Genomic DNA, 25,619 nt, shown 5'->3' on the forward strand with positions numbered 1-25,619 from the left:
CTCATCGGTATCTAAAGAGTTATGTCAAAACAGGCAAGAAGAATTATAATGAGCATCGATATTTTGTCGCAAGACTGACTTTGGTTTGTTTGATAAGTTATGACTGACGGTCAGTGCTTTACCATTTATTCGCAACAGAAGATACAAAGGCCCACATTATGAGTCAGATCCATCCAACAGCACTCATCTCACCCTCCGCTCAGATAGATGAGACTGCCATCATTGGCCCGTACTGTATCGTCGGGGATGAGGTCAGTATCGGCGCGCATACGGTGTTGCATCGTCATGTGGTCGTGACCAAGCTGACTCGTATCGGCGCGCACAATCAATTTTATCAGTTTGCCAGTATTGGTGAAGATCCGCAGGATTTGAAGTATGCAGGCGAGCGCACTTGGCTTGAGATTGGCGATTATAATACCATTCGTGAGGCCTGCAGCTTGCACCGCGGCACCGCTCAAGACAGCGAGTTGACCAAGATTGGTAGTCATAATTTGTTGATGGTCAACACCCACGTGGCTCACGACTGCGTGATAGGCGATCACAATGTGTTGGCTAATAATGTGGGGGTAGCGGGTCATGTCACTATCGGCAACCATACCATCATCGGTGGCAACTCTGGTATTCATCAGTTTTGTACGGTAGATGACTATAGTCTGATCGGTGGGGCAAGTCTGATCTTAAAAGATGTGGCCGCCTTTACCATGGTATCTGGCAATCCTGCCAAAACCCATGGTCTCAATGTCGAAGGTATGCGCCGCAAAAACTGGTCAAAAGAGACGATTGATGTTTTGCGTCAAGCGTATCGTACGATTTTTAGATCGGGTCTGACTACTGTACAAGCGCTTGAGGTACTGCATACCGAGCTACTACCGAGAGAGCCAAAGATTCAGCTGCTTATTGACTCCTTACAAAACAGCCGCCGCGGTGTCGTGCGCTAAGTGGTTAGTAGATAATTGATTAGGCTTAGCCACAATTTATGATAAAAAGCCATAACCAATTGTTATGGCTTTTTATATTTATGGGCACTTGACTTTTTTGGTTGCTTAGCAGAAACTGAGCGTTTACGGTATTGTAAACAATTTTTTCTTAATGTTACTGGACGCTTCATATCGGGGCGTTTAATAATTCGCTTAAGCATTATGATGGGCGACTTATGATAATCAAGGAAGGTTATCAGTGGTATTAATTGAAGCAAGAGGACGGAAAAGATGGCTATGAATAAACAAGAACATGCACAATGGAGCTCAAGCTTTGGCTTCGTGCTAGCAGCGGTAGGGTCGGCAGTTGGGTTGGGAAATATATGGAAATTTCCATATATGGTCGGTGAAAGTGGGGGTTCCGCTTTTGTTATCGCTTATTTATTCTGTATCGCGTTAGTAGGTTTTCCGATTCTAGTCGCTGAGTGGTTGATCGGTCGCCGCGGACAAAAAAACCCAGTCAATACCTTTGCTGATGTGGCCGCCAGCCAAGGCAAGTCACGCAGCTGGGGTATCGTGGGTGCGTCAGGTATTTTGGGCGGTTTCTTAATTTTATCGTTTTATAGTGTCATCGGTGGCTGGGCGCTAAACTATATCACCAAAATCGCCTCAGGTGAGTTTGTTGGCCAAGATGGCGACGCAGTTGGTGCGACATTTGATGCTATGCTGGCCTCAGCCGGCACATTGACCATTTGGCACACTGTATTTATGGTGCTGACGGCTATCATCGTCGGTATGGGGGTGACAAGTGGTATCGAAAAAACCGCCAAGGTGTTAATGCCATTATTGGGTCTTATCTTGTTTGTCATCGTCGGTTATAACGTCATGAATGGAGGATTTGGTGAAGCGGTTGCTTACCTATTTGCTCCAGACCTTAGCAAGCTGACTGCAGACGTGATGCTTGCTGCGCTTGGTCATGCGTTCTTTACTCTATCTATCGGTATGGGCATTATGATTGCGTATGGCTCTTATTTGGGCCGTGAAGTTAACTTACTCAAGACCGCCCGTACAGTGGTTATCTTGGATACCGTGATTGCCTTGGCCGCTGGTCTGGCGATCTTCCCGATTATCTTTAGCAATGGCTTAGATCCTGCCTCAGGCCCTGGTCTTATCTTTGTCAGCTTGCCAATTGCCTTTGGTAGCATGGGCGCAGGTACGATCATCGGTACTTTGTTTTTCTTGTTGATTACCTTTGCCGCTATCACTTCATCGATTTCGCTACTTGAGCCGACGGTGGAGTTTTTAGAAGAGCGTACCTCGATGAGCCGTACAGTATCGACCATCGTGGCGAGTATTGTGATTTGGCTACTTGGTATCGCAGCCTTGTTGTCGTTTAACCTATGGGCTGATTTTACGATCATGGGCAACGGTATCTTTGATGCTTTAGATAAGCTCACCAGTAAGTTTATCCTACCACTTACGGGTCTGGCGGCGATTATCTTCCTTGGCTGGCAGATGGATCAGCGTAGTGTTCAGCAAGAGCTTGGTCTGTCTAATGGTACGTGGACGCTATGGCAGATTATCTCCAAGTTTGTAGCACCAATCGCAGTGGTTATCGTGTTTGTGACCACATTGATGGGTTAAAACGTTTGGCCATTAGCCTTTTTGAATGGCGCATACATCAGTAAAGCAGCAAAAAAGGCTTAAGAGTTTTCTTAAGCCCTTTTTTAGTCTGAATGATAGATAAGGATGCAGAGAGATAGATGAGCGTTTAAAGAGTTAGCGTAAGTTTAGCTCAGGCACCGTTTGACCACGCTTGGCATAAAACTCACTGACAAAGGCATCAAAGGTGTCTTGCTCGATGGCGTTTCTGATGCCTTGCATCAAGCGCTGATAATAACGCAGGTTATGAATGGTAGCCAGCTGTGCGCCTAGCATCTCTTTACATTTATTGAGATGGTATAAATAGGCACGGCTAAAGTTTTGGCAAGTATAGCAATCACACTCAGGGTCTAGTGGGCCTTCATCGTTACGATACTGGCTATTGCGGATACGCACTACGCCTGCATTGTCTGTATCACCTGTGACAAAGTAATGGCCATTACGGGCATTACGAGTGGGCATAACACAGTCAAACATATCGACCCCGCGGCGTACCGCCTCAACGATGTCCTCAGGCTTGCCAACGCCCATCAGATAGCGCGGTTTGTCTGCTGGCATCGCCTCTGGGATATAGTCTAGTACATCCATCATCTCATCTTTTGGCTCGCCGACCGATAGGCCGCCGATGGCATAACCATCAAAACCAATCTCAAGCAGGCCCTCGAGCGATTGCTGGCGTAGATCTGGGTACATACTGCCTTGAATAATACCAAACAGCGCATTGGTGCTGCCTAGTCTATTGTGCTCGTCAACGCAGCGCTGGCCCCAACGTAGTGACAGCTCTAAAGACTTTTTGGCCTCATCGTGAGTGGCAGGATAGGGGGTGCACTCATCAAACTGCATGACGATGTCTGAGTTTAAGCTGTACTGAATCTGCATCGACTTTTCTGGTGACAAAAACACCTTAGCACCGTCGATAGGCGACTTAAAATTGACGCCTTCTTCGGTGATTTTGCGCATCGCACCGAGACTAAAGACCTGAAAGCCGCCTGAGTCGGTCAAGATAGGCTTATCCCAGTGCATAAACTGGTGTAGGCCGCCAAACTTGTCGATGACCTCAGTACCAGGACGTAGCCATAAGTGAAACGTATTGCCAAGAATAATATCAGCGCCAATGGCTTCGATATCGCGCGGCAGCATACCTTTGACCGTGCCATACGTACCGACAGGCATAAAGGCAGGCGTTTGTACGTCGCCATGATTGAGATGGACAGTGCCACGGCGCGCACGCGTCTCGCCGCTGACCGTTTTGTGTAAGACAAATTGCATATGATAACCGCTATGTAAGCTATGGAAATGGCGCTAATTATAGCATTGTTAAGGGTTTATTGGGACAGGGATGCCAGTCTCAATTTTGCTGCTATTTATATTATGTGCGGCTCATAGCGCGTTATGAGGAGTGAACCTAAAATCGCCATAAAAAAAGACAGCCATCTGCTGTCTTTTTTGTACTTCATAGTTGAGTTGTAAAATTAGGCGTTTTGTTCGCGGATGATGTTTAGCATACGGCGTAAAGGTTCGGCTGCACCCCACAGTAGCTGATCACCCACAGTAAATGCACCGAGATATTCAGGCCCCATGTTTAGCTTACGCAGGCGTCCTAGCGCCACAGTCAAGGTACCTGTTACGGCAACAGGTGTTAAGCGGTTCATCGTGGCTTCTTTGTCGTCTTCGACCAAGTCCAACCACTCATTACCGCTATTTTTTAGCGCCGCTTCGATTTCCTCTAGCGGGATGTCTTTTTTGAGCTTGATGGTCAGGCCTTGGGCGTGGCAGCGCATGGCACCGATACGCACACACATACCATCGATAGGGATGGTGTTGGCTGCTGAGTTGCCAAGGATTTTGTTGGTTTCGACGCCGCCTTTCCATTCTTCGCGCGACTGCTTGTTTTCTAATTGCGCATCGATATAAGGGATCAGGCTGCCTGCGAGCGGTACACCAAAATACTGCTTAGGGAAGTCATCTGCGCGCTGGGTCTGCGCGATTTTTTTGTCGATATCCAAGATAGCACTTGCAGGATCAGCCAGCTCGTCCTTGACCGCATCACGTAGTACGCCCATGCCTTCGATGAGCTCGCGCATGTTGTTTGCGCCAGAGCCACTCGCCGCCTGATAAGTCATGGCGCTGACCCATTCTACCCAGCCTTTATTAAACAGTTCACCGATCGCCATCAGCATCAAGGATACCGTACAGTTGCCACCGATAAAGTCCTTTTTGCCACTGGCGAGCGCGCTATCGATGACATTGCGATTGACTGGATCAAGGATAATGATGCTGTCATCTGCCATACGCAAGGTGCTGGCCGCATCGATCCAGTAGCCATTCCAGCCGCTATCGCGTAGGGGCTGATGCACCTTTGAGGTGTAGTCGCCGCCCTGACAGGTAATAATCACATCACAAGCTGCGAGTGCGTCGATATCATGAGCGTCCTTTAATTGGCTGGTCTGTACGCCATCGAAGCTTGGCGCATCGCCACCTGCGTTACTGGTCGAAAAAAACACGGGCGTAATACCATCAAAGTCTTTTTCTTGCTGCATGCGCTGTATTAACACTGAGCCAACCATACCGCGCCAGCCCACCAAGCCTACTGTTAAATTACTCATGAAATCTAATCCTATTTACAGTTATTTGTTGCATCGCCAACCAATAACAATGCCGTGAATGCTCCCAAAAAGCAAGGCGTTTTGGCGATTTTTAGCGGTTTTTTATACACTATTTGCTATGTTTACTATAACGTGATGTTATTAGTATGCAGATGCTGGTTATTGCGGTTTTATGGTACAAAAGCCTTATCAACAAATCACCAACAGCACACTGCCAGATACTTGACATTGTAATGTTTTATAGTTGTTGTCATATAATTCGACTGTAGCAGTAGGCGTCACTGGGTTGAAGTGCTAAAGTAAGCGCTAGCATCAGTATCGTGAGCCTACGCCTAAAGATGCCTGAACACCCAACATATCTTATGCAGCGGCAAACCAAAATTTCAACCAACGGTTAATACATACTATGGATCTTTCACTACTATATTATTCTGTCCAGTGGCTAGCAGGGCTCGTCGCGTTTGTGACGATTTGGGGCTGGCTGCCGCTAGATAATTGGTGGGTGCGCGGTGTCGATTTTCCTCGTATTCAGATCATGGTGCTGGGGGTGATCGCTTGGGTTGGTATGCTGGTGTTTTGGCCAGACTGGCAGCTAGGGCAGTGGTTGTTGTTTGTGGTTTTGAGCCTCACATTGGCGTTTCAGCTAAGAATGGTGTTGCCCTATACCAAACTATGGAAAAAAGAAGTACAACAAGCAAAATCCAAACCTACAGGGCAAGCGCATCAACTAAAGCTCATGGTGTCAAATGTCCTAACGCCCAATGATCATACCCCAAAGCTGGTCGATCTGGTCAAGCAAAAGCAGCCCGATATTTTAATCACCTTAGAGAGTGATAAAAAGTGGGAAAAAGCACTGGAGCAGATTGAGTCAGACTATCCTTATACCGTCAAGGTGCCATTAGACAATTTATATGGCATGCATATGTACTCGAAACTTGAACTGATCGACCCTGAGGTCAAGTATTTGATGATAGATGACATACCGTCGATTCACTCACAGCTGCGCCTGCAAAGTGGTCAAGTGATTTGGCTATATTGCTTGCACCCCATGCCGCCCAGTCCTACTGAGGCCGATAAATCGACCACTCGCGATGCCGAGTTGCTAATGGTCGGCAAACACATCAAAGAGCACGATCAAACCGCCATACTGGCAGGCGATCTTAATGACGTGGCCTGGTCGAAGACGACGCGCCGCTTTCAGCGCATCTCAGGCTTGCTGGACCCGCGTATCGGTCGGCATTTTATCAATACTTTTCATGTCAATTATCCATTTTTGCGTTGGGCGCTTGATCATATTTTTCACAGTGCTCGCTTCACAGTCGTTGATATTCAGCGTTTGCCGTCTATAGGCTCTGATCACTTTCCAGTCATGACGACGCTACAGTATGAGCCAGAGGAAGCCGAGCAACAACAAAAAAACGCCCCAACGGCCGAAGCAGACGATATCAAAGAGATAGATAACAAAATAGAAGAGGGTAAAGAAGAAGGTAAAAAAGTCTCTAAAGAGCATGCTAAAGAGCAGCAGTTATTGGGATAGAATAGGGTAGTAGAGTAGATTGGTTCTAGATAAGTCACGAGCCGCCAAACAAGGCGAGTGGGGCAGTAAGCGGGTGTACAAATGTAAGCATATGCTTACGCAAAATAAGGTCTTTAGCCTCTAGGCGCATCAAAGTGATTGCCCTACAATACAACCATCAACACAAGGAGAGGCAAGGATGCAGTGTTGAGGCAGTATCGATAAAAGCACAGGTCAGCCCGCTGTCTTATAGATGACTGTTTATGACTTAGGATAAGTCGACATGGAAGAAATAATAACAACAACATGAAGCGCCATAAGCCCTGAACCAATCGCCCTAGGTTCGGGGCTTTTCTTTGTCTGCCATTTGGTATTTGTTTGCTGATCTTAGCCGCCATATCACCGAGGCGTTATACTCCTTAAATTCCATGCTACAAGCCATGCTAAAAGAAACCAAACTGCTGACAAAGCCAAACTGCATAAAAAACAGACGACCATAAAAAAACCCTCATCAAAGTGATGAGGGTTTTGGCAAATGCCATAATTGAATTAAAAATAATTCAAATTTTTACTACTAAAATGTGGCTCTCCAACCTGGGCTCGAACCAGGGACACACGGATTAACAGTCCGTTGCTCTACCAACTGAGCTATTGGAGAATAGGCTGTACGTACATGATACGTGACAGCAAGACTTAGAAAGTCTCTAACGAGTTCTTGCTAAGTGGGGCGTATTCTAGCAAAGATAAAAAATACGTCAAGCCTTTTTTTGCATAAATTGCAAAGATTGTCGTTTTAATGAAAAGATAGAGCGTTTTTATCAAATCAAGCCGTCATAAAAAAACGCCCACATAACAAATATGGAGCGTCTTTTTTTATAGTTTTTAACAATCAAGCTATTTAGCTTAAAAGCCTTTTTGCTTAGAGAGTTGCTTATTCAGCAACGTCCAAGTCAGCCACGGCTTTTTCGATACGTGATAGCGCATCTTTTAGCGTCGCTTCGTCAGTGGCATAAGAGATGCGCATATAGCCGCCAAGACCAAAGGCATCACCAGGGACGACCGCTACGCCAACTTTCTCAAGCAACCATTCTGAGAATTCAGTGCACGAGGATAGACCAGCGGCTTTGATTAATGGCTTGATTTGAGGATAGACGTAAAATGCGCCATCAGGACGCAGACACGTGATGCCTTTAATGGCATTTAGACCATCAACGACCAAATCACAACGCTTCTCAAAGGCTTCTACCATCGGTGCCAGTACACTTTGGTCACCACTGATGGCGGCTTCGGCAGCCACTTGGCTTATAGAGGTTGGGCAAGAGGTCGACTGCGACTGTACTTTTTTCATCGCGCCGATGAGTTTGGCAGGGCCACCAGCGTAGCCGATGCGCCAGCCTGTCATGGCGTAGGCTTTTGATACGCCGTTTAGGATGATGGCGCGCTCTTTTAGCTCAGGTGCGGCGTTTAAGATATTGTAGAATTTATCACCCGTCCAGCGAATGTGCTCATACATATCATCTGAGGCCACATAGACGTGCGGGTGTTTTTTCAATACTTCCGCAATGGCTTTTAGCTCATCCAACGTATAGATCATACCTGTTGGGTTCGATGGGCTGTTTAGCACTAGCAGTTTGGTTTTGTCTGTGATGGCGGCTTCTAATTGCTCGGCGGTGATCTTGAAATCTTGCTCAGCAGGGCATTCTACGATGACCGGCTTACCGCCTGCGATGATGACCATATCAGGATAGCTGACCCAGTATGGTGCTGGGATGATGACTTCGTCGCCTGGATTGATAAAGGCTTGCGCTAAATTAAAGAACGACTGCTTACCACCGACCGATACTAGGATCTCATTTGGCTCATAGCTGATGTCATTATCACGCTTGAACTTGTCGATGATGGCTTTTTTGAGCTCTGGTGTACCATCGACAGCGGTGTACTTGGTAAAACCGTTATTGATTGCATCAATGGCTGCCTTTTTGATGTGCTCTGGGGTATCAAAGTCAGGCTCGCCAGCACCTAGGCCGATAATGTCTTTACCAGCCGCTTTTAGCTCTTTGGCTTTATTGGTAATCGCTAGCGTTGGTGATGGTTTGATGCTATTGACGCGGTCAGACAGTTGCAACTCGCTCATAAAAAATCCTTAATAAGTCTGAATAGAAAATAGAGATAGGGTAGAAACGCCGTTATTAAATGGTCGTTATTAGAAGTGTCACTATAAAAGTAGAATTATCGCTGTGCCCACGCGCCTCAATAAGCGCGAGTAGCGGTTTTATTGTAGCATGTAGACGGTAGGCTGTCCTACCACACTAGTAACAGAAAATTTATGGTCTTTGGCAAAGCCAGACTCTGAATAACCATTCTAAATTTTATGTTACGTTTGCGAAGTTACAACAATAACGATAACTTTTATTTGTATTATTTAGCTATTATAAAATTAAGTTTTGCTAAAACAACTATGGATTAATAGTGAGAATGCAATCATCATTAAAAAGGGACTAGTGTAATGGCAACAACGACTGAAAGACTGCATATCGTAATCACAGGTGCGACCTCAGGTATAGGTATGCAACTCGCAAAAGACTATTTAGCAAAGGATCAGCACGTCTATGCGGTAGGGCGCGATGATGAGGCTTTAGCGGAACTTAAAAGTTTAGGCGCGACGTCCATAGAGTTGGACTTGATGGATAGAGAAGCGGTCATCGCGGCTTTTGAGAAGCTAGATACCATTGATCTAGCAATTTGCTGCGCGGGGGCTTGCGAGTACTTAGATATGCCGAACTTTGACAGCGAAAGCTTTATGAAAGTGATGTCAATCAATATGGGCACACTCTCGCACGCTATCGAAGGCGTGCTACCTAAACTTATCGCCTCAAAAGGTCGCCTAGTCGGTCTAGGCTCGGCCTCTGCTTATGTACCTTTTGCTCGTGCAGAAGCTTATGGCAGCTCTAAGGCGGCGATTCATTATCTTATGAAAACGTTGCAAATCAGTCTTGCACCATTTAATGTTGCGGTCAGCTTAGTTGTGCCAGGGTTTGTCGATACGCCGATGACTGAGCAAAACGATTTTCCGATGCCGTTTTTGCAGACTCCTCAGCAAGCCAGTCAAGCCATTCGTGATGGTATCGAAGCTGAGCACGAAGTCATTGAGTTTCCAAGAAAACTCACTTTGCCACTAAAAACTTTAGGCACTCTGCCTGATATGGCGTGGCAGCAAATCAGTAAGCAGCTGTACAAAAAGTCATAAGTGAGTCGCTAGAGAGCTACGTACATCAAGACAGTCAAATATATTAAAAAAGTCTAAAGGATAATAGGCATGCCGTTGTTTCGCCGTAACGCTGTAACCGCCGCACAGAGTAGTACTAGCGATGATAATCGCCAAAAGAATGGTAAAACTAAAAAACATATTGCCATTATCGGTTCAGGCGTCTCAGGACTCACTTGCGCGCACTATTTAGTAGAAGAGCACGACGTTACCGTCTTTGAAGCTAATGATTATATCGGTGGTCACGTCAATACTATCGATGTGGCATTACAAGACGGCAGAAAGTCAAAGTCTAGGTTTAGTAAAAAAAGTCAGGCAGAAAAAAGTGCGATTGATACCGGTTTTATTGTCTTTAATGAGCGCACTTATCCGAATTTTTTTCGTCTGTTGCATGAGCTGCAAGTGCCGTTTCAATCGACAGATATGAGCTTTTCGGTCAAAAACGTTGCCCGCAACTTTGAGTATAACGGTCATACCATCAATACCTTGCTATCGCAGCGTAAAAATATCATCAGCCCGAAGTTCTGGCGCTTTGTGCAAGATATATTGCAATTTAACAAGCAGATGAAGCAGCTGCGTCAGGATTTCGAAGCGGCTCGCAGCAATGGCGAAACGGTCACTCGCTACACTCAGCAAACCTTGAGCGAGTATTTAGCCAGTAAACGTTACGGAAAATTATTTACTGATAACTACCTGCTGCCTATGGTGTCAGCTATTTGGTCAACGAGCTTAGAAAACGTGCAAGATTTCCCGTTAGTCTTCTTTGCGCAGTTCTTTGATAATCATGGTCTGCTAGACGTGGTCAATCGCCCGCAGTGGTTCACGATTAAAGGTGGCTCTAAGCAATATGTTAATAAGTTGGTGACGCGTTTTGTTAAAAAAGGCGGGCAAGTGCGAGTCAACTCTCCCGTACAGTCGGTCACTCGTAATAAGGACAACAAAGCTGACAGTACTAACGCTAAAGTGACTTTGAAGATGAGTAATGGCAAGAGTATAGAAAGTTTAGACTTTGATGAGGTGATTTTTGCGTGTCACGCCGATACTGCTTTAAAGATTTTGCAAGATGCGACTAGCGATGAGACTGAGGTCTTAAGTCATTTTCGCTTTACTTCTAACACAGCTGTGTTGCATACCGATACTAGCGTCCTGCCCAATAAGCCATTGGCTTGGGCGAGTTGGAACTACTTGCTTGATGCCGATGGCAAGACGGATAACACAGTCGAGCAAACTTCTGCGAAGCCAGTACTGACGTATCATATGAATATCTTACAAAGGCTGACGAAGCAGCACAATTATCTGGTCACGCTTAATCACAAGATTGATCCTGCACAACTTATCAAGTCGATTGATTATAGCCATCCGGTGTTTGACAAGTCGATGATAGAGGCGCAAAAGCAGTGGTCAACCATCTCTAGTAGTGGTTTGCACACGCACTTTTGCGGCGCTTATTGGTTCAACGGTTTTCACGAAGATGGCGTTCGCAGTGGCTTGCGAGTTTGTCAGTCTTTAGGTAGTCAGATTGACATCAAAGACGAGGTTGACACCAGCCATTTGCCAGATGGTGAGTCGGCGCATACGCCCTTTGTCTATAAAGACATACCAGTCAGAGCGGATAAATCTATGCACAAATTAGACAATCGACAACTGCTTAGTGCGGAGACCAATCAAGAATTGCTTGCTTATATCGCATCGATAGCAGCTAAGCCTAAAGTTCTAACCGCTGCTAAAACAAAAAAGCACGGTTTGTTGGCTAGAGTCCTTCACAGCAGTAAACATAAATGAAAGAGCGCTTAATGCCTAAAAAAGACCACTCGTCTAATAGTCAATTTAACCATCAGCTGTTTCATGGCACAACGTGGCACAGTCGCCTATTACCGATTGTGCATAAATTTACTTATCCGTACCGTTATTGGGGCGTCAATATTAGCGCTTTGGCAGCAGGTGATAGATTACCAGAAGTCGCAAGCATGCAGCTTCAAAATAACCATACTCATAGCGCAAAACTGTTCAATAAACTTCCCTTTGGTGCAGCAATTATCAAAGGCTTGCCGATATTTTCAGCGAAACATAAAGCGTTACAGCAGTTTTATGCCGATGACTACTTGCAAGGTTTGCCATTAGATCAGGCGAATCAAGAAATAGCTGATATTACTAGTGCTGATGCTCATGTTAAAAGTATAGAGGGATTGTTGCAGCGTTTAAATGCTGTCTTTAAAGATAAAACGGGCAGTACGCCAACAGGGGATATTATTGGCTTGATAGTGTGCCGTAATGTTGGTGTTTATTTTAGCCCAGTGAACTTTTATATCGGTTTTGATAGTGAGCAAACGCCCACCCATTTACTAGCAGAAGTGTCTAATACACCGTGGGATAAGCGTCACTATTATGGTTTTTTATTAAAAGGCGAGGAGACGGAGCTTTGTCATGATAAAAATTTTCATGTCTCGCCCTTTAATCCTATCGATCAGCTCTATCGCTGGCAGGTCAGCGTCAAACCACAACCGTCTAAAAGCAATAAGACTAATAAAAACGATATTTTTGATATTCGGATAGCAATCAATATCAATGATAAGCGCGGTGAAGTACTCAAAACGGGCATAAAGATGAGTGGAGAGCCGATGACCCACGAGAGCATCCGCCAAAGCTTAAAACAAAACCCATTGATGAATTTCACCTCACTCACTCGTATCTATTGGCATGCTTTTAAACTCTATGCATTCAAAAAAGTACCTTATATCAATTACGATGAGAAGCTAGCAGATAGTGAGCAAGCAGAAAGTAAGCCATGAGTAAACCACTATCAAGTAATGACAAAATCAAGTAATCATAAAGGTAGCTAAAACCGAGTGATTTTTAAGGTTTAGTCAATGATTTCTTGCTACCAAAATCCGTTGAACGACAGTATTAAAGAGTAAAAAAGTAACAAGTATTTATTAGTAAGCGACTATCTCAAATGGACAAGAGGATACCACCGCGATGTCACCCCGACCAACCGATCGTCAGCCAAGCAGTAGATTAGAGAAAATAAATGCCCGTTTGAATCAGACTTTAAATGATAGCGCTCTTTTGCGACCTGTGAGTAACGGCGTTAATGCTTTAGCTAGAAAGGCGATATTTCAAGCGTTAAAACGAGTACAGTTTGGCGGTATCACAGTAATAGAGGATTATGCTCAGCAGACGCAAGCATATAGCTTTGGTAGTCAGGCTATCAATAGCAAAAGTAGCTCTGCTATTGGTCGTCATTTTCTACATGTCACCCTCACGATTCATGATATCAGTGTCTATCGTCAGCTGCTTTTTGGCGGCTCTATAGCGCTTGCCGATAGCTACATTAATGGCGAGTGGGATACCGATGATTTGACAGGCTTGATACGCTTGGCGGCGCGTAATCTAGCAGTGCTCAATAAGCTTGAGAACCGCTTTGCCGGTATAAGCAAAGCCTTTGAGAAGGCCAATCATCAGCTGCGTAGTAACGACCAGTCAGGCTCTAAATCTAATATCTTAGCTCACTATGATTTGGGCAATGATATGTATCAGCGTTTTTTAGATGAGACCATGATGTACTCCTCGGCCATCTACAAAAACCCAGAGGCCACCCTTAGTGAGGCTCAGCAGCATAAGCTTGCGCTTATCTGTCAGCGCCTGCAATTGACTGCCGATGATCAAGTGATCGAGATTGGCACTGGCTGGGGCGGTTTTGCCATTTATGCTGCGAGTCATTACGGCTGTCATGTAACGACCACAACCATATCCGATGCGCAGTTCGATGAAGCACAGGCGCGCATTGACGCGGCAGGGCTGTCTGACAAGATAACTTTACTCAAAGAGGACTATCGCAATCTGACAGGACAGTATGACAAGCTAATCAGCATTGAGATGATTGAAGCGGTAGGTTATGAGTATCTGCCCACCTTTTTTGCTAAGTGCAATGATTTGCTTAAGCCTACAGGGCTTATGGTATTACAAGCCATCACCTTTAACGATCAAAACTATCAAGACTATGTTGATTCAGTGGATTTTATTCAGACTCATATCTTCCCAGGCGGCTGTCTGCTCTCTAATCAAGAGCTGAATAACCAGTTCACCCAGCAGACAGATATGGTTATTAAGCAGTTGCATGACTATGGCTTTGACTACGCGCATACTTTGCGCGATTGGCGTATTGCCTTTATGTCGCAGCGTGAGGAGATTAAAGCGCTTGGTTATGACGAAGCCTTTATCCGTCTATGGGAGTTTTATTTTTGTTACTGCGAAGGCGGCTTTTTGGAGCGCACCATTGGCGTTGTCCAACTGACCGCGGTTAAACCTGACAATATCGATATTTTACATTTCTCTGATTCGCCTGTAACTGATGTGATAAACAAGCCCATGGACAGTACTATTAATCAGCGTAGCGCTTCTAGCATTGCGGCTGCATTTGGCTAAGGACAAGATGCCTAACATTAAAATAGTTATCTTTATAAAAGCTTTATAAATTATAGATACTCACAATTGATACGCTTTACAATTAAGTTACCTAAAGCCATAACGATTACTAAACCTAAAGACGTTATATTGAAGTAAAGTTAAAGCATGGTAGTAAGTCTAATAGATTACGCAAATAAAATAGGCTAGACATAGGGGCAGTGAAAATCTATGTGTAGTATGATAAAAGGATATTATTATGGGCTATACGTTTGTTTATCTCGTTGCTGTTGCTATGTTTTTGGGCGTGGATTTTGTCTGGCTGTCAACGATGAAAGGGCTGTTTTATGAGGAGCGTATCGGTCATCTTTTAGCGAATGAGCCGAATATGATGGCGGCGGCTGTGTTTTATATGTTCTATATCCTAGCTTTATGTATTATTGTTCTTTATCCGCAAATAAAAGCAGAAGCTTCTATCGGGCATATTTTCTTATTAGGTGGCTTACTTGGCTTAATGGCATACGGTACTTATGACTTTACCAATTTGGCTCTATATAAAGGCTATACGCTAGATACTGCTTTGGTAGATTTTACTTGGGGCGGTTTTTTAACTGGTTCAGTCAGTGCGGGTACAGCTTGGTTAGCATATCGTTTTCGCTGGCTAAATAAAGCGGCTACAGCTTAATTTTTTGAGTAATTAATAACGGCGGTTTAACTTAGGTTAAGCCGTTTTTTTGGTTTTATCGATTTGCACTAAACAATCGCCTACTGTATAAATGACAAATAAACTTTGCACAACAAACCACAATGACACTTTCACAATGACTTCTGCACAGTAACTAAGGATCACTATGGCTCAGTTCAACACCAGCTCCACCGCCAAAAAAGCCCCTTTAAACCACGAACTTTATATGTCGATACTGATGACCCCAGACATGGCCAACTTCATCGGTAATGTCCACGGTGGTGACTTGCTCAAAATGCTCGATCAGGTCGCTTATGCCTGCGCCAGTCGCTACAGTGGTAGCTACGTTGTCACGCTATCGGTCGATCAGGTGATGTTCCGTGAGCCTATCTATGTCGGCGAGCTCGTCACTTTTGCTGCTAGTGTTAATTACGTCGGTACCACCTCAATGGAGGTCGGTATCAGAGTCGAAGCTGAAGATGTACGCGCGCGGACGATCCGCCATACCAATAGCTGCTACTTTACTATGGTCGCGATCGACGACAATGGTAAGCCAACGCCTGTGCCGCCGCTAGAGATCAAAAACGAGAGCCAACAATGCCGCGCTGATGCAGCATTAGAGCGAAAAGAGATGCGTATGCAAAGCGCACATCGTCCTAGTTGTGATATCAATAAAGAAGTCGGAGAGTTGACCCGCACAGCTGAAAATACGCAGACCAACCCAGAATCTAAGTAACCCAGTATATAAGTAACATCGTCAAAAGTTACCATCAGTTAACGGATGGGCTACTGTAAAACAATAACGGTTAATTTATTTTAGTCTAGATAATAATTATGTTTAGCCTTTAAACTTTTAACCCATATTTTAGAGTTTTTTATGAGTCTAAAACCCTCCGTCGCCAACCCGCAATTACACTTAGGTAGTTCAGAGCTGACGCGTCATAAACCAAACGCGCAAAAGCCTGAACCAGATCCTGATAATAAAGATAAAAAGTCCAGCTCGGTGATTACGGTTTTGATTGCTATTGGCGCTAACTTTTTGATCGCTATCGCTAAGTCCGTTGCCGCTTTTATCACCGGCTCGGCGTCTATGGTAGCGGAGGCGGCGCACTCATGGGCGGATACGGGCAATGGTGTTTTTTTATTAGTCGCTGAGAAAAAAGCCGTCAAACCTGCGGATAAAAGTCATCCGTTAGGCTATGGTAAAGAAGCCTATGTGTGGTCGATGATAGCGGCTTTTGGCGTGTTTATGGCAGGCTCCATTGTCTCTATTTATACAGGTATTACCGAATGGAATGCACCAGAAGCTGAGACCAATTATACGATTGCTTTTATTATTTTGGCAGTGGCTTTTGTACTTGAGGGCTTCTCGTTAGTGCAAGCTTATTTGCAAAGTAAAAAGCAAGGTCAGGCTATCGAGGTTAGCGCTATTGGTTATGTGGTTGAGACCTCTAACCCCACTTTGCGCGGGGTGTTTTTTGAGGACTTAGCGGCGGTTACTGGTCTAGTTATCGCGGCAGCGGCAATGGGCATGCACGTCTATACCGGGCAGGCTTTTTGGGATGCGTTAGGTTCTATTATCGTGGGCGTGTTATTGGGCGCTGTAGCGATATTTTTGATCAGTCGTAATCGCGACTTTTTGGTGGGGTATAAAGTTTCAGATAGTATGCATGATTATATATTAAGCGAGCTTTTGAGACATGAAGGAGTCGATAGCGTTTCTTACTTACATTTAGAATGGGTGGGACCAAAAAAGATATTTATGGTAGCGGCTGTAGATGTCAAAGGTAATCAAAGAGAAGAGAGTATAGCGCAGATCTTTGAGAGCATCGAGAGCCAGTTTCGTGCCAATAAGATATTTCAAGAGGCCATCCTGACGCTATCTGCGCCTAATGCCAAAACCATAGCGCCATATAAAAGCTCTCCAGATCCAGTGCGAAGCTAAATAACCCTAGTACCAAACCAAAAAAAGTATCAAACCAAAAAAATCGCCATCTAGGCGATTTTTTCGTATTCTATAACTTAGCAAATAACAGTGATAAAAAGATTACTTCTTAGGTGCATTAGCACCGATGAACCAAGCATCTTTATCGATAGTACGGCTTATTTCGGTTAATAAGTCCGCAGTATCTTCATCGCCTGCATCACCAGCCGTATCGATACCTTCACGTAGTGAAGCTGCAATAGTTTTATAACGATTGGTCAGCTCGCGCACGTGTTCATCGACCTCCGTGATATCGGTGGGATACGTCTCTAAAATCGAGTCCTCAACCACCCGTTTTGAGATGCCGTTGGCTTTACCGCCCAAGATGACAATACGTTCAGCGACAGTATCATAAGCTTCTGTCAGGCGCTCATAGGTCTCGTCTAGTAACTGATGCACGCCGATAAATCCCGTACCTTGTAAGTTCCAATGGCACTGTTTGCTGTCCATGCTTAGATCAATCAGGTTGGCCAAATTGGCATTTAGCAAATCCACCATTTTCTTAGCAGTATCATCATTGATACCACTTGCATAACGTTCTCTCATAGATTACTCCATTTTTGATTATATTTAATTGTTATCTAATGACCGACTAAATTTTTAGACGCTTAGTTTAAAGCTCTTAGTCAGCGTTTTCTTATCAACTTTCGGTACTAATTATAACAGCTTATTAGAGGTAGGGAACCCATGAGCGTTAGGCTTTATTAGGTGGTCATGTAATGGCTTTGTTAAACATGAAAATCTTTGTAAATATAATAGCTAAAACAAGCTTAATTATAATCTTTGATTACCTAAATGAGGCAGCAGCTTTTGATTTAACGAAGTATCTTAATGAGCTTCTTATCAATACTCACTCATAACTGATAGCTGAATATCAGCTTTGATAGTCAGTGATTATGGTCTGTAATTAACACCAAATTACTAGCATCAAGGCCAGCAAATAACCTTTAAAAACAGGCATAAAGCCCCCACATAATTGTAAACTTAAAAAAGAAGAAAGCTAATATGCGTATGCCTGAACCGCGCTCGTCGCGCCAGTTAAATCAATTAGCCGCTCAGCTACAAGGCGAAGCTGAGATCAGTGGTGTCAATGCGTCAGGGACGCAAATATCGAGCCGCGCCTTTGAGATGGTCACCGACTTTGAGCCTGCAGGCGATCAACCGCAGGCGATTGAGAAATTGGTCAATGGTGTCAATAAAGGAATGGATGAGCAGCTGCTGCTTGGCGTGACGGGTTCGGGTAAGACTTATACGATGGCTAAGGTGATTAGCGAGTGCCAGCGCCCAACGATTATCATGGCGCATAATAAAACTTTGGCGGCGCAGTTATATGGCGAGTTTAAAGCCTTTTTTCCGAATAACGCTGTTGAGTATTTTGTCAGCTATTATGACTATTATCAGCCCGAAGCTTATGTCGCAGCAAGTGATACCTTTATCGAAAAAGACAGCGCTATTAATGATCATATCGACCAGATGCGTCTGTCGGCAACGCGGGCATTGCTTGAGCGCCGGGATGCTATTATCGTCGCATCCGTCTCTTGTATTTACGGTCTGGGCGATCCGGAGAGTTATCTGAAAATGCTCTTGCACGTTGTGGTCGGTGACAAGATCGATCGTACCGCGACCATCAAACGTCTGGTCGAGATGCAATATACCCGCAACGAGCTGGATTTTGGCCGTGGTACGTATCGTCTGCGCGGTGAGCTTTTGGATATCTACCCTGCAGAGTCTGAGCAGCTTGCAGTACGTATTCATCTGTTTGATGACGAGGTCGAAAAGATCACATGGTTTGATCCTTTGACAGGCAAAACCGTGCGCAGTGTACCACGGATTACCATTTATCCCAAGTCGCATTATGTGACACCGCGTAATCGCCTTGAGGCCGCCATCGAGACTATTCGTGCTGAGCTTGAGCCGCGTCTTGAGTACTTTCGTGATAATAATAAACTGATTGAAGCGCAGCGCCTCAAAGAGCGCACGCAGTATGATCTAGAGATGATTCAGCAGCTCGGCTACTGTAATGGTATCGAAAACTACTCGCAGCATCTCTCTGGTCGTCCTTGGGGTGAGGCGCCGCCGACGTTGTTTGATTATATTCCAGAAGATGCGCTGCTGTTTATCGATGAGTCGCATGTGACGGTCTCGCAGGTCGGCGCGATGTATAAAGGCGATAGATCACGCAAGGAAAACTTGGTGAACTATGGTTTTCGTCTGCCAAGCGCGATGAATAATCGGCCGATGAAGTTTGAAGAGTGGGAGCGCATCAAGCCCAAGACCATTTATGTTAGTGCGACCCCGGCGCAATACGAGCTTGAGCACAGCGAGCAAGTCGTCGAGCAAGTGGTGCGACCAACAGGCTTGATTGATCCTGAGATTGAGATACGCCCTGTATTGACCCAGGTCGATGATGTGCTCTCAGAGATTACCAAACGCCGCGAGCTGGATGAGCGCGTATTGATTACCACTTTGACCAAACGCATGGCGGAAGATCTCACCAGCTATCTCAAAGAATACAATATCAAGGTGGCCTATTTGCACTCCGACATCGATACCGTTGAGCGTATGCAAATCATTCACGAGCTGCGTACAGGTGTCCATGATGTACTCGTCGGCATTAACCTGCTGCGTGAAGGGCTCGATATGCCAGAAGTGTCATTGGTGGCGATATTTGATGCCGATAAAGAAGGCTTTTTGCGCTCTGAGAGATCTTTAATTCAGACCATTGGCCGCGCCGCGCGCCACTTAAATGGTAAAGCGATTCTTTACGCCGATCGTATGACGCCAAGTATGGAGAAGGCGATAGAGGAGACCGAGCGCCGCCGCGAAAAGCAAATTGCCTTTAATGTGGAGCATAACATCACGCCAAGAGGCGCGCGCCGTAGTGTCACTGATAAAATTGATACGGGTGAAGAGCTTGATGCCAACGACAATCAAGCGATTCCAGTTAAGAGCAATCTGCCGGATGTCGATATCAGTATCTTGCGTAGCCCTGATTTGCTGGCCAAAGAAATCAAACGTTTAGAGAAGCAGATGCAGCAGCTGTCTCGCGATCTCAAGTTTGAGGAAGCCGCAAAAACACGTGACAAAGTCTTAGAGCTAAAAGCACATCTGATCTAATAAATTACTTATATTGTCATTAACATCTCTTTGTATTTAACTGTTAAAAGGTGAGCTGCATATTTGTAGCTCACCTTTTTTATAATCTGCTAAATGTTTGAAAAAATAGGGATTTTGCCGAATACAATTAATAACTTATATTTTGGTTTTGGAAAACTTGTAATCATACGAAATGCCACTTAATATGAGATCAATGATTAAATGTGATCTTATTCTCCACTGACAGTTAGGCGTATCGTCCATCATGAAAAATAATAAAATGATAGAGTTAAATGCGAACGAAAACTCGCTAGGCATGTCGGATTCTGCCAAAAAAGCCGTTACAGAGTCTTTAAGTGAAGGTTTTCGTTATCCAGATAATGTACGTGCTGCACTCATAAGCAAAGTTGCCAGTATTCACGGCGTGGCAGAAAACCAAATCTCATTGGGCAATGGCTCGACTGAAAATATGCGAGCTACCATTCAGATGCTGCAACATAAAGCATTTATGGAGGGCCGAGAGTTTCAGATGGTAATCCCTGTACCAACGTTTGATTGTGCAGAAATGTATGCAAACTCCATTGGGGCATCCGTAGTCAAGATACCATTAACTGCCGAAAACTATGATTTAGATCTTCAAAGACTACAAAAAGCGGCCGACGAGTTTAACGGTATTAGCTTGTTATATGTTTGTAATCCTAATAATCCAACCGGAACCATTACATCAACGAACCAGCTTAAAACATGGATAGGTAACGCACCAGACAACCACTACTTTTTATTAGATCAAGCCTACTTAGAATACGTGAATGACCCAGGCTTTGAGAGTGGGGTTGAGTGGGTAAAACAAGGGCTATCAGACAACCTTATTGTGATTCATACTTTCTCAAAGTTATGTGCCTTGGCTGGTATGCGAGTGGGCTATGCGATTTCTAACCCGCAAGCTATTGAAGCTGTCGAAGCATTTATGTCTATGGATAACACCAACTTATCAGGTGCGGTCGCTGCCATTGCGACATTAAATGATGCAGAATTTTTAGAGCTCAGTTTGCGCACGACCAATCAGTCGCGCCAGATGATTGAAACAGTATTGGACGAGCTTGAACTTCGCTACTTACCATCCCAGACCAATTTTATTTTTCATGAAATCAAAGGTGATTTAAAAACCTACATCGCTAGAATGCGAGACAGTGGCATCAAGGTCGGTCGCGATTTTCCACCTGTCACGGGGTTCAACCGCGTAACGCTGGGCACGCCTGATGAGATGGCAGTATTTATCAAAGTGCTAAAGTCGTTTCGCAAAAAAGGCTGGGTGTGATAAGGAACCAAATAAGCCATCCACTTTTACCAACATCAAACGCAGTTTTACATATCCCGCCTTAAAAAACAGCCGTGTCTCTTATAGGATAAAGAAATCAAGCACGCTCTAGCCACCCGATGAATAAAAACCAGTATTGAGCGCTCGTCATAAAGATAAGTATAACGGCAGGGGCAGGCGTGCGATCGTATGGTTGAATCCCTATAAAGTTGATGCCAATAGTATTGGCAATATCAGCATTTTTAAATAAGGACACGCACCAGTAAAAGCTATTAAGAATAAAGGATGGATGTATGTTTGATATCAAGTCGTTTTTTAAGCGAGAAGTAGAAAAAAAGCTTATTGATGTGGATGATTATATTTTTATGCCCGAGCGCGTCGAGATGATGCTCGAAGGCGGTCAGTTAAATTGCGTGCTAAACAGTGATGGCCGTGTCGATATTTTTTATAGTAAGCAGGGTGTGACAGAGGTCAGCTCAGCTGCGCGCAAGCATCCCTTTACCGCATTTGAGACCGAGTTACATCACGGTGTTTATGATGATGTGATTCATGATTTGATCAAAGAAGTCGATAAAATCATCGATAGCTCATCCAAGTATTTTCGCCGCAGTAAAGTATTGCCAACGACGGCGGCTTTGCCTAGCAGCTCTGCGGCGACTGATAAGTAGTCATTAGTGAACAGCGAATGCAGCAGATAAGTTGAAAGTCGCTATAAGTATAGGATTGCTAAATATACTGAAAAACCACAAACAGTAAAAGGGTGCGTCAGCTAACGCACCCTTTTGCTGTTTATATCAAGGCGGCACTGGTATAAATTTTTTGGCGTGCTGTGTCTGCACCGCTCGATGTTGCATAAAACTCATCCCAGTCTCGCTGTTTCGTTTTTATACTGAAATACTGAACTCACTGTCGTTCAATAGTTCAGTGGGCGCTAAAGATTTATGCCTCGCTCATCGCTGCAGGGTTTGTTGTCGTCTTTTTGACGGATACGGCCTTGTCCGCCGCGGCTAGGGCAGCCACATTGCTGATAGGGCGAGATTGGGCTGCATCAACTAAATGATGGGCGCGTGATTGTGTGATCAATCCTTTGGCAAACTGGGTGCTACTATCACGGACGGTAAGGGTATCGGTATAGTACCATTCACATTGAAACGCCTGCTCGGTGATGTCTAGTAGCATATAGCCGTGGTCGGTTTGGTTGTTAAACTTTTGGTGCGGGTTGACGTCGGGGCCTGTATTTGGCTCAGTAAAGGCAAGTGAGGTGAGGGCGGGGCAAACAAACTCAACCGCCAGCGCGCCTGCACCAGTTGCTGGATTATAGCTGTCGCTATCAAAAGGGTTTTTGGCGACATCAAAGGCAAAAGAGGCGTGATAGTCCCCCGTCAACACGACGGTGTTTTTGATGTCGTTATTGTCAATATAGTCTAATAGGCGATCGCGCGCACTGGCATAGCCGTTCCAGATGTCACCTGAGCTGCTGGCAAAAGCGCCTTTAAAAGGAGACAAAATCACTTGCTGACCCAATATCTGCCATGTGGCGCCACGGCGTTTGCTCTCAGACATATTCAGATAGAGCCAGTTTTCTTGCTCAAGCCCCAATAGCTGGCGTTCTGGCTCCTGACTGGCGGCCGCATCGAGCTTTTCGCGGCCAAAGATGCGCGTGTCGAGCATGTTTAAATCAAACAATTTACCAAACTCAAAACGCCGATAAATACGTAGCTGGCTGTCAAGCGCATTGCTCTTATCGTCCCGAATGGGCATCCACTCATGATACGCACGGACAGCCGCCATTTTGCGCTCTAAATAGCTGCCTTTGCTGTCGTTATGAAAGCGTGCGCCCCCTTTCCATGAGTTATCAGCGATTTCATGATCGTCCCAAACCGCGATAAAAGGATGCTGGCGATGACACTCTTGTAGGTCAATGTCAGTACGATAACAAGCGTAACGCAGGCGATAATCTTTTAAGCTGATAATTTCATTCTCAGGGAAAATTGGTCGCTCGTCTTTCAAATCGTTGTCGCGATAAAAACCTTCTGGATACTCGTAAATGTAATCGCCCAAATGCAGGACTGCCGAGATATCCGCTTGCTTAGCGATATCGGCATAACCGTTAAAATAACCATAGCCATAATTAGAGCAAGACACCACTGCCAAGCGCACACGCTCTATCTCGCTCGCTGCCATATCAGACGGCGGAATGGTACGGGTACGGCCAGTAGGCGAAAGATAGCCCAAGGCTTCAAAAGCATAATAATACGTGGTATCAGGCTGAAGGGAGGTGGGATCGACTTTGATAGTAAAGTCAGAGGCGGCGGTGGCAATGGCGCGACCTTGGGCGACGATATTGGTCAGATCAGGGTCTGTGGCGACCTTATAGCCGACAGGAATGCTGGTGGCATCAATACTGCCATCATTGGTGATACGGGTCCACAGTATCACCCTATCTTGTAGTGGGTCGCCACTTGCGACGCCATGTACAAAGGGCTGGGCACCTTGGTAACCCAAGTCATCGACATCGTCTAGTGCCACCACGGGGCGCTCGTCATCGTCTGATGAGCAGGCGCTCAGCTGCGTCAATAGAGTCCCCGCCACGGTCGCTTGACCGCCTATTTTTATAAAATCACGTCTTTTCATCCTTCATCCTTGATCTGATACAAAAGTAAAGTCCATTGACTGATAATCTATCGTAATAGACAGCGTGACGCAATCGTTAACCTGCCTATTGGCGTTATATCTATAGTCGATACATTCTAAAAATGTCATAGCGCTACTGGGATGAATTTTGCGCAGCCTCTGGGAACGTAGCACGCAAGTAAAATTTATACCAGTAGCGCGTTTAAATCCATAACAGTTTTACATTCAGCTAACTATACTGATAAAGGATTTTGACTAATGGGAGGTATGCTTGAGTAAATCGCATTCCATGACAGTCTGATTATTTCATAAAACTTGCATAGCAGCTCTGCAGTGATTTTGCGACGACTCGGGTAACCAGCTGCGTGCGGTAGCTGGGATCGATGGCCGCGTTGCCCAGCTCAACGAGGCTGACTTGCTGCGGGGCTTGCTCACTGACGCAGCCACAGACATTGCTTTTTATGGTTTCTTGCTGTGTCTCGGTCATGGCAACGCTAGCGATACGCCACGCATTTTGTTTTTCGATTTGGCTGCGACATTGGTTGTCGATGGCTGCGCGAAACACATTCATACCGATCTCATTGGCGGCACCAATGGCAGTGCCAGCGTCATTATTGACGCTGCCTGTGGTGGTGCAGCCGCCCAAGGCAAGCGCAGTCAGTAAGGCAGTAGATGCCAGTATTTTTTTTGTAGGCTCGTGTTTTTTCACACAATACTCCTTGGTATGGTTATAGAGATAAACATGGTGCCACGATAGCCCTAAAAAAGCACACAAAAAAACCAGCGAAGGCCATTTATTTTGGTCTTCGCTGGCGTTTTAAGATCGCGCAGAGCATCAAAGCGAGATTGAAGTAAGTCAATTCCAGTCTAGCGAACTGATGCAACGTATCTTTTTTATTTAGTTCTTTTATTTAGTAACGCCGATATTAGACGTTTTTACCGTGCTGCTTTTGCTGAATGTCTTTGGCCAACTTATAGCATTCGTTGATATGATCGGTGGCGATTTTCTTAAAAATGGTATAGCCCATCGTTGCAGCCACCAACTGCCCACCCAACGGGATAAATTTGGTCACTTGCTTGGCGGCGATACGACCACCAAAACCTTGAATGGTTTTTTTGACGAGACCGCGCGTCGCCATCAAACCTGCAAAGTCAACCGTACGGTCCCTAATCGCGCTCCAGTGCACTTCGCGTGACTCCAAGTCAATCGCTGATTCACGGTCTTCGATCAAGCCAAAGCGCTCACTGATCTCAGGGATGAGCTGGGTCAACATGCCTGCATCGACTGCCACATCAAAAAACGGCACAGGTACGATGGCGACACCAGCTGAGACTCTGGCACGTTTTTTGACCAAACCAAGACATTCTTGTTTGACTTTATCGAGATCAAGATTGGGATCGATGGTGTTAGGGAGTTTTTCAGCGACTGGTGTGGTTTTCATAAAAGGTCCTTGTACGTTTTTTTAGATAATGGAAAATAGGGTTTTTATATCACTCATGGTGAAAATATATTGATTGACATCTATTTTATG

The 25,619-nt window shown here is 45.1% G+C and carries 20 protein-coding genes and 1 tRNA gene; 13 read left to right on the forward strand and 8 right to left on the reverse strand.

Annotated elements, in window-relative coordinates:
* Window positions 1-158 precede the first annotated feature (158 nt).
* A complete protein-coding gene (lpxA, locus tag ACNFVB_RS04940; protein ID WP_105245063.1) occupies window positions 159-938 on the forward strand; it encodes an acyl-ACP--UDP-N-acetylglucosamine O-acyltransferase in 780 nt (259 codons plus the stop codon).
* Between the two features lie 270 nt (window positions 939-1,208).
* Window positions 1,209-2,561: a sodium-dependent transporter gene (locus ACNFVB_RS04945; protein ID WP_430738279.1), complete on the forward strand. Its 1,353-nt coding sequence runs from the start codon at window positions 1,209-1,211 to the stop codon at window positions 2,559-2,561.
* A gap of 135 nt (window positions 2,562-2,696) precedes the next feature.
* Here ACNFVB_RS04945 and tgt read toward each other — a convergent pair whose 3' ends face one another.
* On the reverse strand, window positions 2,697-3,848 hold the full coding sequence (tgt, locus tag ACNFVB_RS04950) for a tRNA guanosine(34) transglycosylase Tgt (RefSeq protein WP_430738280.1): 1,152 nt from the start codon (window positions 3,846-3,848) through the stop codon (window positions 2,697-2,699).
* A 203-nt stretch (window positions 3,849-4,051) separates the two neighbouring features.
* Window positions 4,052-5,185 carry an aspartate-semialdehyde dehydrogenase gene (gene asd, locus ACNFVB_RS04955; RefSeq protein WP_198337062.1) on the reverse strand — a complete coding sequence of 378 codons (1,134 nt, stop codon included), beginning with the start codon at window positions 5,183-5,185 and terminating at the stop codon, window positions 4,052-4,054.
* Window positions 5,186-5,591: 406 nt separating this feature from the next.
* Here asd and ACNFVB_RS04960 point away from each other — a divergent pair, with 406 nt between their 5' ends.
* On the forward strand, window positions 5,592-6,722 hold the full coding sequence (locus ACNFVB_RS04960) for an endonuclease/exonuclease/phosphatase family protein (RefSeq protein WP_430738281.1): 1,131 nt from the start codon (window positions 5,592-5,594) through the stop codon (window positions 6,720-6,722).
* A 561-nt stretch (window positions 6,723-7,283) separates the two neighbouring features.
* On the opposite strand, the gene ACNFVB_RS04965 is transcribed toward ACNFVB_RS04960, so the two are convergent.
* Both ACNFVB_RS04965 and ACNFVB_RS04970 read right to left on the reverse strand, forming a co-directional pair.
* A tRNA-Asn gene (locus ACNFVB_RS04965) sits at window positions 7,284-7,359 on the reverse strand.
* A gap of 273 nt (window positions 7,360-7,632) precedes the next feature.
* Window positions 7,633-8,835, reverse strand: coding sequence for a pyridoxal phosphate-dependent aminotransferase (locus ACNFVB_RS04970; protein WP_430738282.1), 1,203 nt, complete (start codon window positions 8,833-8,835; stop codon window positions 7,633-7,635).
* 372 nt (window positions 8,836-9,207) lie between these two features.
* On the opposite strand from ACNFVB_RS04970, the gene ACNFVB_RS04975 reads away from it, so the two are divergent.
* From ACNFVB_RS04975 to ACNFVB_RS05005, 7 genes are all read left to right on the forward strand, one after another.
* Entirely contained in the window at window positions 9,208-9,948 is a 741-nt protein-coding gene (locus ACNFVB_RS04975; protein WP_430738283.1) for an SDR family NAD(P)-dependent oxidoreductase, read from the forward strand.
* Window positions 9,949-10,017: 69 nt separating this feature from the next.
* A complete protein-coding gene (locus tag ACNFVB_RS04980; protein ID WP_430738284.1) occupies window positions 10,018-11,748 on the forward strand; it encodes an NAD(P)/FAD-dependent oxidoreductase in 1,731 nt (576 codons plus the stop codon).
* Between the two features lie 11 nt (window positions 11,749-11,759).
* Window positions 11,760-12,755: a DUF1365 domain-containing protein gene (locus ACNFVB_RS04985; protein WP_430738285.1), complete on the forward strand. Its 996-nt coding sequence runs from the start codon at window positions 11,760-11,762 to the stop codon at window positions 12,753-12,755.
* A 187-nt stretch (window positions 12,756-12,942) separates the two neighbouring features.
* Complete coding sequence (locus tag ACNFVB_RS04990) at window positions 12,943-14,391, forward strand: class I SAM-dependent methyltransferase (protein ID WP_430738286.1); 1,449 nt, start codon at window positions 12,943-12,945, stop codon at window positions 14,389-14,391.
* A 238-nt stretch (window positions 14,392-14,629) separates the two neighbouring features.
* A complete protein-coding gene (locus ACNFVB_RS04995) occupies window positions 14,630-15,055 on the forward strand; it encodes a DUF2177 family protein (RefSeq protein ID WP_430738287.1) in 426 nt (141 codons plus the stop codon).
* 166 nt (window positions 15,056-15,221) lie between these two features.
* Window positions 15,222-15,791 (forward strand): acyl-CoA thioesterase, encoded by a 570-nt coding sequence (locus ACNFVB_RS05000; RefSeq protein WP_274632723.1) that lies wholly within the window; start codon window positions 15,222-15,224, stop codon window positions 15,789-15,791.
* 141 nt (window positions 15,792-15,932) lie between these two features.
* The gene (locus ACNFVB_RS05005; RefSeq protein ID WP_430738288.1) at window positions 15,933-17,000 is read left to right on the forward strand and encodes a cation diffusion facilitator family transporter; all 1,068 of its coding nucleotides are present in this window, start codon (window positions 15,933-15,935) and stop codon (window positions 16,998-17,000) included.
* A 102-nt stretch (window positions 17,001-17,102) separates the two neighbouring features.
* Here the strand turns inward: ACNFVB_RS05005 and dps are convergent, their stop codons facing one another.
* A complete protein-coding gene (dps, locus tag ACNFVB_RS05010) occupies window positions 17,103-17,585 on the reverse strand; it encodes a DNA starvation/stationary phase protection protein Dps (RefSeq protein WP_288995327.1) in 483 nt (160 codons plus the stop codon).
* Window positions 17,586-18,044: 459 nt separating this feature from the next.
* On the opposite strand from dps, the gene uvrB reads away from it, so the two are divergent.
* The 3 genes from uvrB (at window position 18,045) to ACNFVB_RS05025 (ending at window position 22,121) form a co-directional block, all read left to right on the forward strand.
* The gene (gene uvrB, locus ACNFVB_RS05015) at window positions 18,045-20,156 is read left to right on the forward strand and encodes an excinuclease ABC subunit UvrB (RefSeq protein ID WP_430738289.1); all 2,112 of its coding nucleotides are present in this window, start codon (window positions 18,045-18,047) and stop codon (window positions 20,154-20,156) included.
* Between the two features lie 244 nt (window positions 20,157-20,400).
* A complete protein-coding gene (locus ACNFVB_RS05020) occupies window positions 20,401-21,453 on the forward strand; it encodes a pyridoxal phosphate-dependent aminotransferase (protein ID WP_430738290.1) in 1,053 nt (350 codons plus the stop codon).
* Between the two features lie 293 nt (window positions 21,454-21,746).
* Window positions 21,747-22,121, forward strand: coding sequence for a hypothetical protein (locus ACNFVB_RS05025; protein WP_100749195.1), 375 nt, complete (start codon window positions 21,747-21,749; stop codon window positions 22,119-22,121).
* A gap of 271 nt (window positions 22,122-22,392) precedes the next feature.
* Here ACNFVB_RS05025 and ACNFVB_RS05030 read toward each other — a convergent pair whose 3' ends face one another.
* The 3 genes from ACNFVB_RS05030 to ACNFVB_RS05040 all read right to left on the reverse strand — a co-directional run bounded on the left by ACNFVB_RS05030 (window position 22,393) and on the right by ACNFVB_RS05040 (window position 25,529).
* The gene (locus ACNFVB_RS05030; protein ID WP_430738291.1) at window positions 22,393-24,087 is read right to left on the reverse strand and encodes an alkaline phosphatase D family protein; all 1,695 of its coding nucleotides are present in this window, start codon (window positions 24,085-24,087) and stop codon (window positions 22,393-22,395) included.
* 301 nt (window positions 24,088-24,388) lie between these two features.
* The gene (locus tag ACNFVB_RS05035) at window positions 24,389-24,796 is read right to left on the reverse strand and encodes a hypothetical protein (protein ID WP_430738292.1); all 408 of its coding nucleotides are present in this window, start codon (window positions 24,794-24,796) and stop codon (window positions 24,389-24,391) included.
* Window positions 24,797-25,013: 217 nt separating this feature from the next.
* A complete protein-coding gene (locus ACNFVB_RS05040; RefSeq protein ID WP_198335485.1) occupies window positions 25,014-25,529 on the reverse strand; it encodes a hypothetical protein in 516 nt (171 codons plus the stop codon).
* Between the last annotated feature and the right edge of the window lie 90 nt (window positions 25,530-25,619).

The sequence above is a fragment of the Psychrobacter sp. VH5 genome, from assembly GCF_050572635.1.
In the GTDB taxonomy this organism is placed as follows: domain Bacteria; phylum Pseudomonadota; class Gammaproteobacteria; order Pseudomonadales; family Moraxellaceae; genus Psychrobacter; species Psychrobacter celer.